Annotated in this window: 18 protein-coding genes; 5 read left to right on the top strand and 13 right to left on the bottom strand. The window is 64.3% G+C overall.

All coding sequences use genetic code 11. From position 1 onward, the window contains the following. Positions 1-19: 19 nt before the first annotated feature. The 4 genes from AC1TXO_RS10190 to AC1TXO_RS10205 form a co-directional block, all read right to left on the bottom strand. Positions 20-901 carry a LysR substrate-binding domain-containing protein gene (locus AC1TXO_RS10190; protein WP_486406185.1) on the bottom strand — a complete coding sequence of 294 codons (882 nt, stop codon included), beginning with the start codon at positions 899-901 and terminating at the stop codon, positions 20-22. Positions 902-1,035: 134 nt separating this feature from the next. Beyond that, positions 1,036-2,481 (bottom strand): aldehyde dehydrogenase family protein, encoded by a 1,446-nt coding sequence (locus tag AC1TXO_RS10195; protein ID WP_486406186.1) that lies wholly within the window; start codon positions 2,479-2,481, stop codon positions 1,036-1,038. After that, positions 2,478-3,446, bottom strand: a complete 969-nt coding sequence (locus AC1TXO_RS10200; protein ID WP_486406187.1) for an NAD(P)-dependent oxidoreductase — start codon at positions 3,444-3,446, stop codon at positions 2,478-2,480. Before AC1TXO_RS10200 ends, AC1TXO_RS10195 begins: the two co-directional genes overlap by 4 nt. Before the next feature lie 10 nt (positions 3,447-3,456). Then, the gene (locus tag AC1TXO_RS10205; RefSeq protein WP_486406188.1) at positions 3,457-4,848 is read right to left on the bottom strand and encodes an NAD(P)/FAD-dependent oxidoreductase; all 1,392 of its coding nucleotides are present in this window, start codon (positions 4,846-4,848) and stop codon (positions 3,457-3,459) included. A 200-nt stretch (positions 4,849-5,048) separates the two neighbouring features. Between AC1TXO_RS10205 and AC1TXO_RS10210 the strand changes: the two genes are divergently transcribed. Further along, positions 5,049-6,110 (top strand): GlxA family transcriptional regulator, encoded by a 1,062-nt coding sequence (locus tag AC1TXO_RS10210; RefSeq protein WP_065862505.1) that lies wholly within the window; start codon positions 5,049-5,051, stop codon positions 6,108-6,110. Positions 6,111-6,128: 18 nt separating this feature from the next. Here the strand turns inward: AC1TXO_RS10210 and AC1TXO_RS10215 are convergent, their stop codons facing one another. The 3 genes from AC1TXO_RS10215 to AC1TXO_RS10225 are packed head-to-tail and all read right to left on the bottom strand — an operon-like array spanning position 6,129 to position 8,223. Continuing rightward, positions 6,129-6,467 (bottom strand): RidA family protein, encoded by a 339-nt coding sequence (locus tag AC1TXO_RS10215; protein ID WP_486406189.1) that lies wholly within the window; start codon positions 6,465-6,467, stop codon positions 6,129-6,131. Positions 6,468-6,478: 11 nt separating this feature from the next. After that, on the bottom strand, positions 6,479-6,829 hold the full coding sequence (locus AC1TXO_RS10220) for a cupin domain-containing protein (protein WP_486406190.1): 351 nt from the start codon (positions 6,827-6,829) through the stop codon (positions 6,479-6,481). A gap of 11 nt (positions 6,830-6,840) precedes the next feature. Further along, positions 6,841-8,223 carry an MFS transporter gene (locus AC1TXO_RS10225; RefSeq protein ID WP_486406191.1) on the bottom strand — a complete coding sequence of 461 codons (1,383 nt, stop codon included), beginning with the start codon at positions 8,221-8,223 and terminating at the stop codon, positions 6,841-6,843. Between the two features lie 225 nt (positions 8,224-8,448). On the opposite strand from AC1TXO_RS10225, the gene AC1TXO_RS10230 reads away from it, so the two are divergent. Continuing rightward, on the top strand, positions 8,449-9,501 hold the full coding sequence (locus AC1TXO_RS10230; RefSeq protein ID WP_486406192.1) for a proline racemase family protein: 1,053 nt from the start codon (positions 8,449-8,451) through the stop codon (positions 9,499-9,501). A gap of 15 nt (positions 9,502-9,516) precedes the next feature. Here AC1TXO_RS10230 and AC1TXO_RS10235 read toward each other — a convergent pair whose 3' ends face one another. Continuing rightward, positions 9,517-10,293 carry an NAD(P)-binding domain-containing protein gene (locus AC1TXO_RS10235; RefSeq protein ID WP_486406193.1) on the bottom strand — a complete coding sequence of 259 codons (777 nt, stop codon included), beginning with the start codon at positions 10,291-10,293 and terminating at the stop codon, positions 9,517-9,519. A gap of 10 nt (positions 10,294-10,303) precedes the next feature. Beyond that, complete coding sequence (locus AC1TXO_RS10240; protein ID WP_486406194.1) at positions 10,304-11,623, bottom strand: NAD(P)/FAD-dependent oxidoreductase; 1,320 nt, start codon at positions 11,621-11,623, stop codon at positions 10,304-10,306. 189 nt (positions 11,624-11,812) lie between these two features. Here AC1TXO_RS10240 and AC1TXO_RS10245 point away from each other — a divergent pair, with 189 nt between their 5' ends. After that, complete coding sequence (locus AC1TXO_RS10245) at positions 11,813-12,382, top strand: SPOR domain-containing protein (RefSeq protein WP_486406195.1); 570 nt, start codon at positions 11,813-11,815, stop codon at positions 12,380-12,382. A 246-nt stretch (positions 12,383-12,628) separates the two neighbouring features. Then, the gene (locus AC1TXO_RS10250; protein ID WP_486406196.1) at positions 12,629-13,054 is read left to right on the top strand and encodes a GTP pyrophosphokinase; all 426 of its coding nucleotides are present in this window, start codon (positions 12,629-12,631) and stop codon (positions 13,052-13,054) included. A gap of 24 nt (positions 13,055-13,078) precedes the next feature. On the opposite strand, the gene AC1TXO_RS10255 is transcribed toward AC1TXO_RS10250, so the two are convergent. Further along, entirely contained in the window at positions 13,079-13,537 is a 459-nt protein-coding gene (locus tag AC1TXO_RS10255) for a MarR family winged helix-turn-helix transcriptional regulator (protein WP_486406197.1), read from the bottom strand. A 104-nt stretch (positions 13,538-13,641) separates the two neighbouring features. Between AC1TXO_RS10255 and AC1TXO_RS10260 the strand changes: the two genes are divergently transcribed. Beyond that, on the top strand, positions 13,642-14,625 hold the full coding sequence (locus AC1TXO_RS10260) for an aldo/keto reductase (protein WP_486406198.1): 984 nt from the start codon (positions 13,642-13,644) through the stop codon (positions 14,623-14,625). A 3-nt stretch (positions 14,626-14,628) separates the two neighbouring features. Here AC1TXO_RS10260 and AC1TXO_RS10265 read toward each other — a convergent pair whose 3' ends face one another. The 3 genes from AC1TXO_RS10265 to AC1TXO_RS10275 form a co-directional block, all read right to left on the bottom strand. Continuing rightward, positions 14,629-15,594, bottom strand: a complete 966-nt coding sequence (locus AC1TXO_RS10265; protein ID WP_486406199.1) for an endonuclease — start codon at positions 15,592-15,594, stop codon at positions 14,629-14,631. A 59-nt stretch (positions 15,595-15,653) separates the two neighbouring features. After that, positions 15,654-15,893, bottom strand: a complete 240-nt coding sequence (locus AC1TXO_RS10270; protein WP_486406200.1) for a DUF1654 domain-containing protein — start codon at positions 15,891-15,893, stop codon at positions 15,654-15,656. A 140-nt stretch (positions 15,894-16,033) separates the two neighbouring features. Next, positions 16,034-17,122 (bottom strand): asparaginase, encoded by a 1,089-nt coding sequence (locus AC1TXO_RS10275; RefSeq protein ID WP_486406201.1) that lies wholly within the window; start codon positions 17,120-17,122, stop codon positions 16,034-16,036. Between the last annotated feature and the right edge of the window lie 108 nt (positions 17,123-17,230).

Here is a 17,230-nt window from a genome sequence, read left to right on the forward strand (position 1 = left end):
CGTTTCGCATTACCTCAAGTTATTCGATGTCCTGCGCCCTGCCTTGCAACCACTGCACGATGCTCCACGTCTGCGCGTCGATGCTGCGACCATGGGGCACGATCACGTGATAAGCCTCGCTCGGACGCACCACGAATGGCTCCAGGCGTACCAGTTCGCCGCTGTCGAGCAGATGCTCCACCAGCCTGCCCCAGCCCAGCGAGATCCCGTAGCCTTGCAGCGCTGCGTTGATCGAGTCGGTGTACAGGCTGCAGCGCAGATTGACGCGCAAAGCGGGCGGCACGAAGCCCAGGCTCTTGAACCAGCTCGGCCAGGTGTACCAGCCCTCGGAGGTCGAGGCGGCGTCGAGCAGCCCGGCGACCGCCAGTTCCTCAAGCGTGACCGGCGCCTGGTTGCATGCCAGCCACGCAGGCGAACACACCGGAAAGACTTCCTCTTCGAACAGCAGGAGTGAAGTGCCGTCTTCCCAGTGACCATCACCGAAACGAATATCCAAGTCATAGTCGCGGGCGCGCAAGTCGCCCATGAACATCTGGGTGGCCAGACGCAATTGGATATGCGGCAGCAGTTCATTGAGCTTATGGATGCGCGGCATGATGCGAAGTTGTGAAAACGGCGCGGTCGAGCCTAATACCAGTTCTTGTCGCCCGACACCTTGGGTTATTTGATCGAAGGCACTGGCGACCCGTTGCAAGGCATCGGAAATAATAGCGAAGAGCAACTCGCCACTGTCGGTGAGCCGTATGTTTCGATGCCCGCGCTGAAATAACAACGTGCCGATGTTTTCTTCCAGACCCTTGATCTGCTTGCTCACTGCAGCCTGGGTCACGCCCAGTTCCTTGGCCGCGACCGTGAAACTGTTCAGGCGCGCCACCGATTCAAACTGCAGCAGGGCGGTCATGGAGGGGATGATGCGTCGGTAACCCTTGTGCTTATGCAGGCCGTCTTGGGTTGTCATTGTTGTTCCAGGGGCGCTCGGGGCGACGGATTATGCCAGAGCGGGGAGGGGCTGGAACCTGCCTCCCCGGCAGCCGGTCAGGCCAGCTGGTAAGTGGTCTTCACGCGGGTGAAAAACTGCCGTGCGTGGGTGCCTTGTTCACGCGAGCCGAGGCTCGAGGCGCCGTTGCCGCCGAAGGGGACGTGGTAGTCCACACCAGCCGTTGGCAGGTTGACCATGACCATTCCGGCCGAGCTGTTGCGCTTGAAGTGTTCGGCATGGCGCAACGAGGTGGTCACGATACCGGCCGACAGCCCGAACGCGGTGTCCTCGGCCGCGGCAAACGCGGCTTCGTAGTCGGCCACCTTCAGTACACTCAGCACTGGGCCGAAGATCTCTTCGCGGTAGATGCGCATCGCCGGCGTCACCTCGGTGAACAGCGCCGGGGTGAACAGATAGGCTCCGCTCGGGATGTCGATCCGCTCGCCGCCACACACCAGCGTCGCCCCCTGCTCGCGCCCGCTGGCGACATAGGCCAGGTTCTGCTCGAGTTGGCGCGCGTCCACCACCGGGCCGATATCGGTGGCCGCCTGCAGGGCGTCGCCGACCTTGAGCGCACGGGTGCGCTCGGCAAGGCGGGCGACGAAGGCGTCGTGAATGCCTGCGGTGACGATCACACGCGAGCTTGCGGTGCAGCGCTGGCCGGTGCTGAAGAACGAGCCGTTCAGGGCCACGTCTACCGCCTGCTCGAGGTCGGCATCATCGAGCACCACCAAGGGGTTCTTGCCGCCCATCTCGAGCTGGACTTTCTTCATGCCTTCGGCGGCCAGCCTGGCGATCTGCCGGCCGGTATGCTCGGAGCCGGTGAAGCTGATGCCATCGACCAGCGGTGAGCGGATCAAGGTGTCACCGACACTTCGCCCCGGGCCGATCAGCAGGTTGAACACTCCCGCCGGCAACCCGGCACGGGAAATGATCTCGGCCAGCGCCCAGGCTGAGGAGGGCACCAGTTCTGCCGGCTTGAACACCACGCAATTGCCGAAGCACAGGGCTGGGGCGATCTTCCAGGCGGGGATGGCGATGGGGAAATTCCACGGCGCAATGATGCCGATCACCCCCAGCGGTTGAGTGAGCACATCGATGCCTACGTCCTGGCGCACCGACTGGTATTTCTCGCCCTCGGCGCGCAGTGCTTCCTGGGCGTAGAACTTGAACGAGCGGCCGGCACGGTCCACTTCGCCCAGGGCTTCACGAACGATCTTGCCTTCTTCGCGGGCCAGCAGTTCGGCCAGTTCCTGGCGGCGGGCAAGGATCTCGCTGCCGATGAAGTCCAGCGCATCGGCACGCTGTTGCGGGTTGCTGCGCGCCCAGGCGGGCTGGGCACGGCGGGCGGCGGCGAGCGCTTGTTCGGTCAGCGCCTGATCGGCGCGCACGAAGCGCTCGATCACTTCGTTGGGGTTCGACGGGTTGCGGTTTTCCAGCAGATCGCTGTTGCTGTCCAGGGCAACGAAGGCGCCATCGACGTAGCTGCTCTTGGTGATCATGCGGTACGGATCCTTTGCTCTGCGCCCCGGCGGGCGGCGAAATCGCTGATGTTGTCCACGGCGCTGTCCATCAGCTGCTGCATGGCGTCCTCGCTGCTCCAGGCGATATGAGGGTTGAGCAGGAAGTCGTCGCGTTCGATGAGTTGGAACAGCGGGTTGCTCGGATGCAGCGGCTCGACTTCCACTACATCCAATGCCACGCCGCCGAGCCGATCGTTGCTCAGGGCGTCGATCAGCGCTGCCTCGTTCACCACGCCGCCGCGGCCGGTGTTGACCACGACGGCATCGGGCTTCATCAGCGCCAGTTGCGGGGCATCGATCAGGTTATAGGTCTGGGGCGTCAGTGGGCAGTTGATCGACAGCACGTCGCAACTGGCGAGCAACTGCGCAAGCGGCCGGCAGTCCGCGCCATTGCGCGTGCCGCCGCGGTCCTCGAACAGCACTTGCATGCCCAGCGCGCGTGCCAGGTGCGCCAGGCGCTGGGCGATCGGGCCGCTGCCGATGATTGCCAGTTGCTTGTCGCGTACGTCGCGGATGCGGTGGTTGAAGTAGATGTTCTGGTGCGGCTTTTGACCGGCATGCACCTGACGCATCAGGCGGGTGAATGCGGACGGGCGCCGAAACAGTTCCAGGATCATCGCCAGGCTGTGTTCGGCCACGGTGTTGGCGGCATAACCGGGCACGCTGGCCACCTCTATACCGTGCGCCTCGCAGTAGTCGACATCGACGATGTCGCGCCCGGTAAGCGCCAGCGAGATCATCTTGAGCCTGGGCAACTGGCGCAGATGCTCCTCGCGCAAGGGCACGCTGCAAGTCAGGGCCACGGTGGCGTCCTGCAGGTGCTCGACTACCTGGTCGGGGTGGGTGTAGGCAAATTGACGCCAGGTGTGCGGGCAGTCGGGGCGCTTGAGACGAGTCGAGGCGGCCAGCCCCTCGTCGTCGAGAAAGACGATGTGTTCGCTCACGTTGCAATCCTTATTTCTTTTGCGCCGGGACATACCCGGCCGGTGCCATGCCGACCAGTTGGCGGGTGATGAAGCCTGCGTCGCGGTCGTGGTCCTCGAGCGATTCCTTGCGCACCAGCGCATCGCGTACCAGATGCGCGCCGAAGAAGCGCAAGGGCTCCGGCGGCAGCAGTTTCATCTTCTGCTCGACCAGCCCGCAGTTGGCCCACTCGTCGTTGGCATGGGTGGCCAGCGACTTGATGATGCGACTGGCGAATACCGTGGTGGCCACGCCGTTGCCGGAAAAGCCGATGCCATAACTGACGGTCTGGTGATGGTCGAGATAGCCGAAGTTCGGCAGGCCCTTCATGGCTCGGTCGATCGGCCCGGTCCAACTGCTGACCACCGGCACGTCTTCGAGCTGGGGGTACAGGCGGCGCAATTCGGCCGCCACCTTGTCGGCGGCGGGCGAGGGCTTTTCATACAGCTCGCCGATGCGCCCGGCGAAGGCGAACTGGCCCAGCGGCTTGCCGAACACCACACGGCCATCCGGGGTGTTGCGCCAGTAGTTGAGCACGGTGCGCGAGTCGGTCATGCATTCGCCACGGCTGAAGCCGATGGCATCGAGCCTGGCCTTGACCGGGGCGGTGGCGACCATGTCGCTGGACATGATCGCGATCATGCGCCGCAGCTCGGGGAACTGCGCGCCCCAGGCGTTGAGCGCGAGCACCACATGATCGGCCTTCACATGGCCCTGGGCGGTGTGCACCACCGGATGCTTGCCGCGCTCCAGATGGGTGAACGGCGACTTCTCGAAGATCTGCACACCCAGTTTCAGCGCCACCTGGCGCAGGCCTCGGGCGAGCATGGCTGGCTGCACGGTGGCGGCATTGGGGTCGAAGATGCCGCCCAGCACCAGTGGCGAGCCGACGCGGCTGCGCATGGTCTGGCGATCCAGCTCCTGAAACGGGTTGACGTCGAGTTTCTGCAGGCCATCGGTGAGCACGCGCCAGGAATTCATCTGCCTTGGGTTGGTCGCGGTCCACAGCCAGCCATCCTTGCGGTACTGGGCGTTGATGCCGTGCTCCTGGCAGAAGCTGCCGATTTCGTCGATGGCCGATTCGGCCGCCTCGCAGATACGCCGGGCCTCGACGTCACCGCAGATGGTGCGCACCGACAGGTACTTGCCCCACCAGTTGGTGGCGATCCCACCGTTGCGTCCGCTGGCACCTGAGCCACAGCGGTCGCGTTCGACGATGACGATGGTCTTTTCGGGATGTGCCTGTTTCAGCCGAATGGCCGACCACAGGCCAAGGAATCCGCCGCCGACGATACAGACGTCGGCCTGGATGCCGTCCTGCAGGGCAGGGGCCAGGTCACTGTCCAGGTCGAGTGCCTGGGCATACCAGAATCCACGGTACATAAGGGGTGCCTCTGAGCATGTTGGTCTTGTCGGCACATCATGCTCAGCGCTGGCGTGCGCCCGATATTACAGGCGGGACAATTGATGGTACGGCCGCGCCGTTTGTCCTGGAGCTTCTATTTGTGCGGCAAACTATGATATTCCGGCTCCACGGCGCACCTTAGAATGGCGTCATAGCGGAGGTCCGGAGGTCTGCGTCCATGGTGGTCGAACAACAACTACAACCGCCACATGCCCCGCACGCCCAGCAGGTGGTCAAGCCTGAACTGCGCGTGGGGTTCGTGCTGATGAACCAGTTCACCCTGGTGCCCGTGGCCGGGCTGGTGGACTCGCTGCGCTTTGCTGCCGACAAGTCGTTTCGCAGCCAGCAGGTGTACTGCCAATGGGACTGGATGACCCTCGACGACCAGCCGATCACCGCCAGCTGCGGCATGCCGATCGCACCGACCAAGCCGCTGAACCTGTGGGCCCAGTACGACTACATCGTGCTGGCCGGTGGACTGCTGGAGCAGACCCGCAACCCGCCCGAATGGCTGCTCGATGCCCTGCGCGACCTGCACGCCGCCAACGTCCCGTTGATCGCGCTGTGTTCGGGTTCCTTCGTGCTGGGCAAGGCCGGCCTGCTCGACGGCCGCCGTTGCGCACTGCACTTCACTCTGCGCGACGAGTTCAAGGAGCGCTTCCCCCACGCCACGGCGGTGATCGACAAAAGCTATGTGGACGACCGCGGCATCATCACTTGCCCGGGCGGCACGGCCATCGATTTGGCGGCCAGCCTGATCCGCCGTCACTGCGGGGCGGTAAGGGCACAGAAAGGGCTCGAGTACCTGCTGGTCGATGAGCCGCAGCCGGCGCAGGATGAAAGCCCGGCTGGTGAAGGTCTCTACCAGAATGACCGGGTGCAGCGGGCAATCGCCTTCATGCGGGCGCACCTCGATGCGGCGATGACCCTCAAGGAAGTCGCTGCCGCAGTGGGGACCCATCCGCGGCAACTGCACCGTGAGTTCGTCGCCAACACCCAGGAGCCGCCGGCCAACTATTGGCGCAAGTTGCGCCTGGACCATGCGCGGCGCCTGCTGGTCAACACCAGCCAGAACATCACCACCATCGCCCTGGCCTGCGGCTTCTCCGATGCCTCGCACTTCATTCTCTGGTTCCGCAAGCAGTATGGCGAGACGCCGTACAGCTTCAGGAAGCGCCGGCATGAAGTGGAGCGCTTCGACTGGCATGGGGACAAGGTCGGGCTTGATCCCGACCTGTAGCAAGCCCCTGCCAAAAACTCACAACTGGCCAAACGCCTGAATTTCGATCCGGTACTCCTCAGCCGCCAGCGCCGCGCCAACGCAGGCCCGTACCGGCGGCTGGTCACCGACCCAGGCGTCGTACACGGTATTCATCGCCGCGAACTCGCCCATGTCCGCCAGCCAGATCTGCATCCGGGTGAGGTTGGCCTTGCCGGCGCCGACCTCGCCCAGCCACGCCTCCAGTTGCGCCAATACACAGCGCGTCTGCTCGCCGATGTCACCGACAGCGCGGGCGACGATGCCCGAGGTCTCGAAACGCCCATCGACCAGTACCATCTGGCTGGCCCGTGGGCCGATATTGATCCGTTCGATCATCCTCTTCCCCTTCAGAACAGCACGTAGGTCTTGCGCAAGGTCTCGCGGATTTCCCACACCCCCTCGCAGTTTTCCGGGAATAGCACCGCATCGCCGGCCCGCAGCTCGACCGGTTCGCCGCCATCGGGTGTGAACACGCAGCTACCGCTGACGATATGGCTGAATTCGCGGTTCTTCAGATGGCGACGAAAGGTGCCCGGGCTGCTCTCCCAGACGCCGATGCTGGCGCCGACGGCGTCATCGGTCTGGTCCTGGGCCGTGGCCGCCTGGGCGACTGGTTCGCCGATCGGCAGACGGGCAGGGGCAGAGGTGCCCAGTGGCGAGGCGGGGGCATTGCGGACAACGGTCAATCTCTGGCTCATGGAGAGTCTCCTCAGGCTTTGCGTGCAGGTGAAGGGTGGCTGGCCGGACGTTTGGCCGGGCGATGCGGGGCCAGGGCTGCGGCTTGTTGCAGGTCGAGCCTGCTGGTCTCCGGCGCCAGCCACCAGGAAATCAGGGCGCCGAACAACGACACCAGGGCGGCGGCGAACATGGTGTTGGCCACGCCTAGCGACGCCAGGGAAATGGGCACCAGGTAGGTGCCGACGGCTGCCCCGATGCGCGACAGCGACGTGGCAAGACCGACCGCTGACGCGCGGATTTCGGTGGGGAACAGTTCGTTGGGGTACACATATTCCAGCACCTGGGCGCCACCGATCAGCACGGCGTAGGCGCCGAACAGCACCAGCACGGTGGTGGGCGAGGCGTCCGGGAACAGCCCCAGCAACAGCAAGGCCATGCCCGACCAGAGGAAGCTGTGGATCAGCATCTTGCGCCGGCCCAAACGGTTGATCAGCCGCGTCGCCAGCAGGCAGCCCAGGGTGAACAGGACAGTGATGGCAATCGAGCCGTAGGCCGCCCAGTCGTCGGTCAGCTTCAGGGCCTGCAGCACCTTTGGCGCGAAGGCGTAGATGGCGAACAACGGCACGATGGCGCAGGTCCAGAACAGCGTGATGAACGCCATGCGCCTGCCGTAGCCGGAGTGGAACAGCGACCACACCGACACCGGGTTCTGCTGACTGGGTTCGGGCAGGTCGCTGATGGCGTAGTCGTTGCCGTAGACCTTCTTGATCACCGCATCCGCTTCCTCGACACGGCCTTTGCTCAGCAACCAGCGCGGCGATTCTGGCGTGCCACTGCGGGCAATGAGGAACAACACACCCGGCACCAGGGCGCTGGCCAGCACCCACCGCCAGCCGTCCTCACCGGCGACGCGCAGTAGCACCTCCCCGACGAAATAGGCTACCGCCGCTCCGGCGAACCACATCAACACCATCGCCGCCAGCAGCGGACCGCGCTGTTTGCGCGGCAGGAACTCGGCCAGCAGCGAGGTGGCGATCGGATAGTCGGCGCCGACCGCGATGCCGATCAGCAGGCGCCAGATGAACAGCGCCAGCGCCGACTCGACCCAGAATTGCGCGACGGAGAAAGCGATGATGGCGATCAAATCGACCAGGTACAGGACCTTGCGCCCGTACTTGTCGGTGAACCAGCCACCGAGGAAGCCGCCGAGGAACACACCGATCAGCGCCGAGGCGGCTATCAGCCCCTCCCAGAACGCACTGAGGTGCAAGGCATTGGTGATCTGCAGCATGGCTACGCCGATGATGCTCAGCACATAGCCATCGAGGAACGGGCCGCCTGCCGAGTACACCGCCAACTTGCGGTGGAAGGCATTGAGTGGGGCGTCTTCAACGGAGCGTTTGGACCTGGACATGGGGAACCTCTTGTTCTTGTGTGGGCATGTCGCGGGCACTATCGCACCGGCCCGGGCGGCGCCCCTATAACAGCTCGGACGAGTCATGGGATGCTTTGCCGGACACGGCTGCAGGCCTTCCAAGCCTTGGCCCGTGCTTTATACAAGCTGTCATGGACGTCCTAGGACCTGGGCTGTCGGTCTATCTATCGTGTGGCTGAACTACAACAACGAAGGAGACCCACCATGGCGTTCAAGCGCACCTTTCATGCCGTCGATACCCACGCCGGCGAGCCGATGCGTGTCATCACCGGAGGTGTTCCGCACATCCCCGGCAACAGCGTGCGGGAAAAGATGGAGTGGCTGCGCGACAACGACGACCAGTTGCGCAAGCTGATGCTGCGCGAGCCGCGCGGCTATCCACCGCTGTGCTGCAACCTCATCGTGCCGCCGTCCCATCCCGAGGCCGATGCCGGGTACATCATCATGGAGCAGGTCGAATACCCGATGATGTCTGGCGGCAACACCATTTCGGTAGTCACGGTGTTGCTGGAGATGGGCATGCTGCCGATGCAGGAGCCGGTCACCGAACTGGTGCTCGAGGCCCCAGCCGGCCTGATCGGGATTCGTGCCGAATGCCGCGACGGCAAGGTCAAGAGCGTGACCTTCAGGAACGTTCCAGCCTTCGCCGCGCATCTGGATGCCAGGATCCAGGTGCCGCATCTGGGCGAGGTTACCGTCGATGTGGGGTGGGGCGGGATGTTCTACGCCATCGCCGATGTGCGCCAGTTCCCAGGGCTTGAGCTCACCCCCGAAAACGGCGGCGAGATCGCCCGTATCAGCGCGATGATCCGCCAGGCCGCAGCAGAGCAGTTGCCGGTGGCTCACCCCGAGTACCCTGGGGTCGGCATCACCATTTCCCAGCTTTCAGGACCTACCAGCAGCCCGAATGCGGATTGGAAGAACGCTGTCACCGTGGCATCCGGTGAGTTGGATTGGGATCGCCCCTCGACCTGGACCGGCGCCCTCGACCGCTGTCCTTGCGGTACCGGGACCTGCGCCAAGATGGCGATCCTGCATGCCAAGGGGCAACTGGGGCTGAACCAGGATTTTCGCCACCAAGGCATTCTGGGCAACGTCTTCACTGGGCGCCTGGTCGAGGAAACCCGTGTCGGCGAGCATCGCGCCGTGGTGCCAACCATCACCGGCACCAGTTGGATCTACGGCATCAATACCTATGTGCTGGACCAGGATGATCCGTTTACCGAAGGGTATGTGGTCAACGATATCTGGGCTTGAGTTTGCGCTGCGCGGTCATTGCATCCGTGACCGCGTCAGCAGCCCATCGAGCACCACCTCGCAGGCTGCACCCCAGGTGGCACTGACTGGCTGGTGCATCAGCACCGCCAGTCCATCGGCGGTAAAGGTGCCGGGCGTGGCGATGGCCTCGCCCAGCGCCTTGAGGCTCTGCCCAGGCTGGCGTTGCGCGCTGGCCACGCAGTCGTGCAGGTTACCCAGCACCAGTGCGCGGGCCTGCTCGGCCGGCAGGCCCTTGTCGCTGAGCCACTGCTGCAGGTCGTGCAGCAGAAAATAGAACCAGCCGTTCATGCAGCCGGCCACGGTGGCCAGCTCGAACGCCGCTTCATCCTCCAGCACCACTTGGGAGCCGAGCGTTTCCAGGCAGTGCTGGGTGGGTGGATCCGGCGGGCAAATGACTACCGTGGACTGGTTGAACTGCGCCGCGTACGACAGCATCACTCGCACGCAGTGTGCGCCAGGAAAGGCCTGGGCCAGTTGCCCGAGACCGATGCCTGCGGCCAGCGACAGCAGGCGCTGGCCAGGGCGCAGACACACCTGACTGGCCACTTCGTGCAGTGCACCTGGGCGTACGCCGAGCACCACGGCGTCGGCCTGATCGACCACTGCCTGATTGCTTGCCAGGACCTGGCACTGGTATTCGCGGGCCAGCATCGCGGCGCGTTCGGCGTTACGTGGCGACAGCAGGAGGGTGCCGCTGTAGCCGCCTTGGCGCAGGCCGATCACGATTTTCTCGCTCAGCTCGCCTACGCCGAGAAATCCCAGGCTTTGCATAACATCTCCTTCAGCTTTCCAGGCCAGCCTTGTGCTGGCCCCAACGCAGGTTCAGATTGACCCCCAGGCTCAGCAGCGGTTCCGGCGGGTTGCGGTTCGGGCCTTCGGCAGCCAGCATGAAGTCGATCAGTTCGTCACGCTCCCCGGCCAGCCAATCAGCCAGCAAGGTACCGGTCGCCGTCCCACGGGTGATGCCCAGGCCATTGCAACACAGGGCGGCATGAACATTCGGCGCCAGGCTGCCAAAGTGCGATTGGTGATTGCGCGACAGGCACATCGAGCCACCCCAGGTATATTCGAACGCCGTGCCCGAAAGCATCGGGAAGCGCCGCTCGAACGATTGGCGATGCTGGCGTGCGGCGCGTTCCAGATAGCGCTTGTGGGCACGGCCATCGGCGTTGAAGCTGAAACTGTTGCGCACCAGCAGGCGCTGGTCCGGGGTACGGCGCAAGGTACTGCCGAATGGGTCGGCAGGAATCACGCCCCAGCGTGCCTTGCCGCCCAGACGCGCTTGCTCCTGTTCGCTCAGCGGGCGGGTCATGCTGGCGTAGGTGAAGATCGGCAGCAGACGCCCGGGCAGAAAACCGAAGTAGCTGGCGAAGGCGTTGTTGGTCAGCAGCAACTGGTCGGCGATGATCTCGCCGTCCTGGTGCTTGAGGCTGATGCGCTGGCCTTGTTCAAGGTGGGTGATTACCGTGTGTTCATGCAGGGTGACGTTGCTCGGCAGGCTCCCGGCCAAGCCCTTGGCCAACGCTGCCGGTTGCAGCAGCAGGGTGCCGGGGGTGTAGAGCGCCTTGCGGTAGAAGTCGGTGCCCAGGTGTTCCGGCAGGTCTTGTGCGTCGATCATCTCGTAGGGCTGGTCGAGCTTGTCCAGGCCACTGCGATAGGCTTCGAGCACCGCCAGGCCTTTGCCCTCGACCGCCGCCTGGTACTTGCCGTCGGCGCGCAACTGGCAGTCGATGCGGTGCTCGGCGATCAGGCGCTTGAGGATCGTCTGGGCGCGCAGGTTGAGCTTGAGGTTCATGCGGGCGGTGGGCAGGTCGCCAATATAGTCGGCAGCGCCGATATCGTGCGGCAGGTCGATGGCAAAGCCTGAGTTGCGTCCGGACGCGCCATAACCGACTTGCTGGGCGTCGATCAGCAGCACCTGGTCGTCTGGATAGCGCAGTGCCAGTTGCCGGGCGGCCGCAAGGCCGGTGAAGCCTGCGCCGAGAACGGCCCAGCGCGCCTGGCTGCGTCCGCTGTGGCCTGGGCGCGGCGTGCGTGCAGGGCTCAGGTGGAACCAGCCGCAGCCGTTGTCGTCGGCGGGGGTGGAGGTGCTTCTGTACATGGGGGTCTTCTTGTAGGTGTTGTTCGAAGCACTATCCCATTCGCCCCGGGCAGGGCATATAACACCCGGGACGAGTAATGGAAGGTGCGAGCGCAGGAGGGCCACGGACATCACCTGCGACAGCTTGCCCGTCGGCGCCCCCGTGTCGGCGTGCTAGAATCGCGCCCCTTCGAATCAGGAGATAGGCGCGTGCGCAAACTGGCGGTGGTAATGGCGGTGCTGGCCCTGGCCGGCTGTGAGAACGAGGTCGAGGGTGTGCACAAGCAGGTGGCCGAACATCTGCACAACCCCAAGACGGCCAAGTTCGCCAACGTTCGGATCGACACCCAGGGCTCGATCTGCGGCCAGGTGCGCGGCAAGGACGACGCCGGCCAGTACGAAGCCTACCGCAGCTATGTGGCGATCAAGCACGATGGCCAGTACGAAATCCTCGTCGACGACAGTGGCAACAACCTGCGCATTCGCGAGATCTGCGGTGGCGCCGAACTGCAGCGCCGTGCCGATGCTCTCGCTGGCGAGCCGGCACCCGAGGGCTGGGATGTCGAAGTGGTACAGGGCCCCAACATGGGTGCACTCACCGACATGACCGCGCGCCTGATCGAAAAGGGTATCCCCTCCTGGGTCGAATACCGCGACGGCAAGCCTGTGGTGCTGATGGGGCCATTCCCCACCAAAGATGAGGCCGATGCACGCAAGGCCGACGTCATGGCGCGCCTGGGCACCGATTCGATCGTCATCCAGCACGGCGCCAAGCGCTGATCCATCCCTGCGGTGCGCCTGGCTCTCCAGGTTCGCCGCAAATCTTCTCCCCCACGCCGACTTTTCCGGAAACCGAACGGGCCTTTGCCGGGTCGAAAACGACAACGAACCGGCGCTGATGGTGCACGAGTGCCATGGCTTTGAAGTGGAAGGACATTTACTGGACTATGCTTTGCTTGATGGCGCCTGGATGGGGCTGTCGCCAAGGCGTGTCTGCAGTGATGCGAGGGGTGAAAGGAGGGGGTCATGTCTAGCCTGGAACGAGCGATCGTGGTGGCGACCAGAGCCCATGAAGGGCAGATCGACAAGGGTGGAGCCGCTTACATTCTGCACCCGCTGCGGGTGATGGAGCGGGTTTCGACACCCGAGCAGCGGATCGTCGCGGTGCTCCACGATGTGCTGGAGGATACGCCGCTGACGCTGTCGGACCTTGCCCGCGAGGGTTTTACCCTGAAGATCCTCGCCGCGCTGCTTGCCCTGAGCCGGCGTGAAGGCGAGCGTTACGAAGACTTCGTCGTGCGCCTGGGCAGCGACCCGCTGGCGCGTCAGGTGAAGCTCGCCGACCTTGCCGACAACAGCGACATCTCGCGGATCGCCTGCCCGGGGCCGGCCGACATCGCCCGCCTGGGGCGCTATCGTGAAGCCAGTGCCTACCTGCAGGCGCTGGCCTGAGGCCTCTGCCGCGCCACGAGCTGGCTACACAGCGGTCGCTGCTCCCTCTTCGGGATCGTTGAGGGCATCCATGCACGTGTCCATCAGCAGGTGCAGGGCCGCGATGCGCTCCGGCCCCAACTCTTCGTGCAGCGTGTCCTGCGCGGCTTGCCATGCCTGATTGCCTTCCTCGCGCTTTGCCATCCCCGCCTCGGTGATCTGCACCGCACGGCTGCGCGCGTCCCCGCCCGCCGAAATCGTCAGCCAGCCTTGTGCCACCAGCGGTTGCATGTTGCGGGTCAGGGTCGACGGCTCCATCTGCATGGCCTTGGCCAGCTCGCCCGGACGCACCGGGCCCAGCCGCAGCACATAGGAAAGCAGGGCGTACTGGGTGTTCTTCAGGCCCACGCTCGCCAGGTGCTGGTCGTAACGGCGGGTGACCATGCGGGTCAGTTGGCGCAGTTTCAGGTTGGTGCAGCCCTGGGGCTTGATTGGTGTGTTCATGTGGAATATTGTACCTACAACATTTGTATATGCAAATGTTCTGTCGGCGAGGGTGAGCAGACCCTGTCGCCGGTTGGAACGGTATCTAGTGTTCAGGAGCATTCATGCGTTACACATCCTTTGGCAAGACCGGACTGCAACTTTCCCAACTGGCGCTGGGCACCGGCAACTTCGGCACCGCCTGGGGCCATGGCGCCGAGCCGCAGGCCTGTCAGGCCATGCTCGACACTTATCTGGAGGCCGGGGGCAATCTCGTCGATACCGCCGACGTCTATCAGTTCGGTGAGTCCGAATCCCATCTGGGTCGCCTGTTGGCAGGGCGTCGCGACGAGATCGTGCTGTCGAGCAAGTTCACCCGTGGGGCATCACCCACTGCGGGGGTGCTGGCCACCGGCAACAGCCGCAAGGCGATGGTGACCTCCCTGGAGGCCAGCCTCAAGCGCTTGAACACCGACCGCATCGACCTCTACTGGGTGCATTTCCCCGACCACGTGACCCCGACCGAGGAGCTGCTGCGCGGCCTGGAAGATCTGTCGCGCGCGGGCAAGATCCTGTACGTCGGCCTGTCCAATTTCCCGGCATGGCGAGTGGCGCACGCCGCTACCTATGCGCAGTTGACGCGCAGCGTACCCGTCGCGGCAGCGCAGTTCGAGCACAGCCTGGTGCGCCGCGAATGCGAGCTGGACCTGTTCCCGACCTGCCGGGCCTTGGGGCTGGGGATGATGACCTTCTCGCCATTGGGTGGCGGCATGCTCACCGGCAAGTACCGGCAGGGCGAGGCAGGGCGGGCGCAGGGCCTGGGTGGCAAGGTGTTCCAACCGGAGAACTCGCCGCAGCGCTCGGCGATTCTCGACACGCTGCTGGAGGTGGCACAGGAACACGGTGTGCCAGCGGACCAGGTGGCGATCGCCTGGGCCGCCAGCCATGACTCGCTGCCGCTGATCGGGCCGCGTTCGCTGGCCCAGTTGCAGTCGAACCTGGCGGCTCTGTCGCTGCAGTTGAGCGGCGAGCAGTTGCAGCGGCTCGATGACGTCAGCCAGGCGGTGTCGCTGCCGGTGGAGCGCAGCGCACACACACCGGTGGCCTGAGCCTCAGCGGCAGTTGCCCGCCTTGCGGTAACCGGCTGCCTGGGCCTGCGACTCGGAGGCGAAGGTGACCTGGTTTTTCGCCGATACCTGGTTGTAGCTCGGGCAGCCGCTGGGCAAGTGGTAGACGTGGCTGTTCTGGTTGCCGATGATCGCGCCCGCCGCATCGGCCTTGGCCAGGGTTGGTCGGGGTGCGGTCTTGCCAGGCTTGTCGGCGATGCTGCTGACCACGCCGTCACCGACGGTCTTGTAGTTCGCGGTCCAGCGCCGCTCGCCACTGACGAACGGGTTGGCATGCCCCATCACGGCCGCGATACGGCGGTCGCGCTCACGCTCCCAGGCACTGACCGGGTACTGCTTGTCCCAGGCCATCAGCAGTTGCTGTTGCTGGCGCGACATGCTCAGGCCGTAGCGGTCGAACATATAGAAGGTGGTGCGCGCCACCAACCCTTTGACCTCGTCACGCGGCTCGGCAGCGCGCTGGTTGAAATCGACGCGGGTCTTGCACTGGCCGTACTGCTGTTCCACGCCGGAGGCCATGCCGTAGTTGAAGTTGCTGCGATCGCCATTCACCTCGCCCACGGCCGGGTACAGGTTGAACAGGTCGGCTTCCATGGCGCGGAACACCGGATCGTCGTCGGCACAGTGCTCGCGCCCGCCGTTCTTCCAGCATTGACGCTGGTGCCCCAGGGTCCAGGCCGGCACGATGTGTTCCCACTCGGTACGGTCGGCGCGCGTCTGTTGCTTGCGCGCCTGCAGGCCGCAGGAGGCGGGGTCGATGCGCCCGCCCGACTTGCCGACCCAGGTCCATTTGCAGCCACAGTAGAGTTCGCCCATGGCACTGCTGGCCTGGTCGAGGTAGATCTTCTGTTTGGCCACGACCTTGGCTTCGGCGAAGGTGGCGGGAGGGTTGGCGAACGCCGGGGAGGCGATGCAAAGAAGCAGGGCAACGGCAGACAGCAGCTTTTTCATGGGCGAGCGCAAATCATCTTTCGGTGGAAGAGGCGGGGGGCTTGCGGGGGAGGGGAAGGTCAGTCTTCCTTGGATACGGTCCAGAAGATCTGGATGCCGCCATCGTCGCGGTGGGCGAGGGTGACGTTGTCGTTCTCGGCGATTTCCTCGAGCAGGGTTTCCCAGTCGTCGGGCGACTCGTGCTCCAGGCGGAAGATCAGGGCCGCGCGGCTGCGCTGGGCGGTCGGGCTGTTGATGATCTTCTGGATGCGTACGCCCAGTTGTTCATAGCTGCTGGGCGCTGCGGCGGGGCTGGCCATCGGCTTTTCCTTGTTTTGCTGTATGCGCGTACAGTATTTCACTGTCAGTTTTTTCGCAACAGCATGTCAGGCAAAAAGCAGTCAAAGGCTAGTGCGCTTCTAGCAGGAGCGGCACGAGGCCGCTCCAACTCAAGCTTGACTCAATATTCCCAGAAGATCCGCTGCAGCTCCTTGCTGTCCTGGGTCCTGGTCATGGCGACCATCGCCAGGATCCGGGCTTTCTGCGGGTTCAGGTCATGGGCCACGATCCAGTCGTTCTTGTCGTCAGGCTGCTCGGCGTTACGCAGCACGAAACCGCCTTGGTTGACGTGCGAGGAGCGAATGACTTGCACACCTTCCTTGCGCAGTTCCTGCAGCGCCGGCACCACGCGCGACGATACCGAGCCGTTGCCGGTGCCGGCGTGGATGATCGCCTTGGCGCCACCCTGGGCCAGGGCCTTGTAGGCGGTATCGGTCACGTTGCCGTAGCCGTAGGCGATGTCCACCTGGGGCAGGCTGCTGATCTGCTTGATGTCGAACTCGGAATTGACGGTGTGGCGCTTGGCCGGCAGGCGGAACCAGTACGACTTGCCTTCCACGACCATGCCCATCGGGCCCCACGCGCTCTTGAAGGCTTCGGTCTTGATGTTCACCGACTTGCTGACGTCACGACCGGACTGGATCTCGTCGTTCATGGTCACCAGCACACCCTTGCCGCGCGACTGCTTGTCGCCAGCCACGGCCACGGCGTTGTACAGGTTGAGCATGCCGTCGGCAGACATCGCGGTACCCGGGCGCATCGACCCCACCACCACGATTGGTTTGTCGGTCTTCTCGACCAGGTTGAGGAAGTAGGCGGTCTCTTCCAGGGTGTCGGTGCCGTGGGTGATGACGATGCCGTCGACGTCCTTGCTGTCGGCAAGCTCGGCGACGCGCTTGGCCAGCTTGAGCAGGTCGTCGTTGCTGATGCTTTCGGAGGCGATCTGCATCACCTGCTCACCGCGCACGTTGGCGATGTCGGCCAGTTCCGGCACACCGGCGATCAGCTTGTCGATGCCCAGCTTGGCGGCCTGGTAGGTGGCGCTGTTGGCAGCGCTGGCACCGGCGCCGGCAATGGTGCCGCCGGTGGCGAGGATGACCACGTTGGCGAGCTTCTGTTGCTGCTCGGCTTCCTTGGCCGAAAGGCTGAGGGGCAGTGCCAGCAGCAGGGCGAGGGCTGCCGGGGTGAAGGTTTTCAGTGCGGTGTTCATTTGTTTTCTTCTCTCTTCCAGATGAGATGTTTGTTTTTTCGCACTGGGTGGTAGGCAGGTTCCGTACCAAGCCTGCGAGGACGGTAAGGTGTCAGGTGTGGGCGTGTC

Source organism: Pseudomonas sp. FA117, assembly GCF_057370475.1.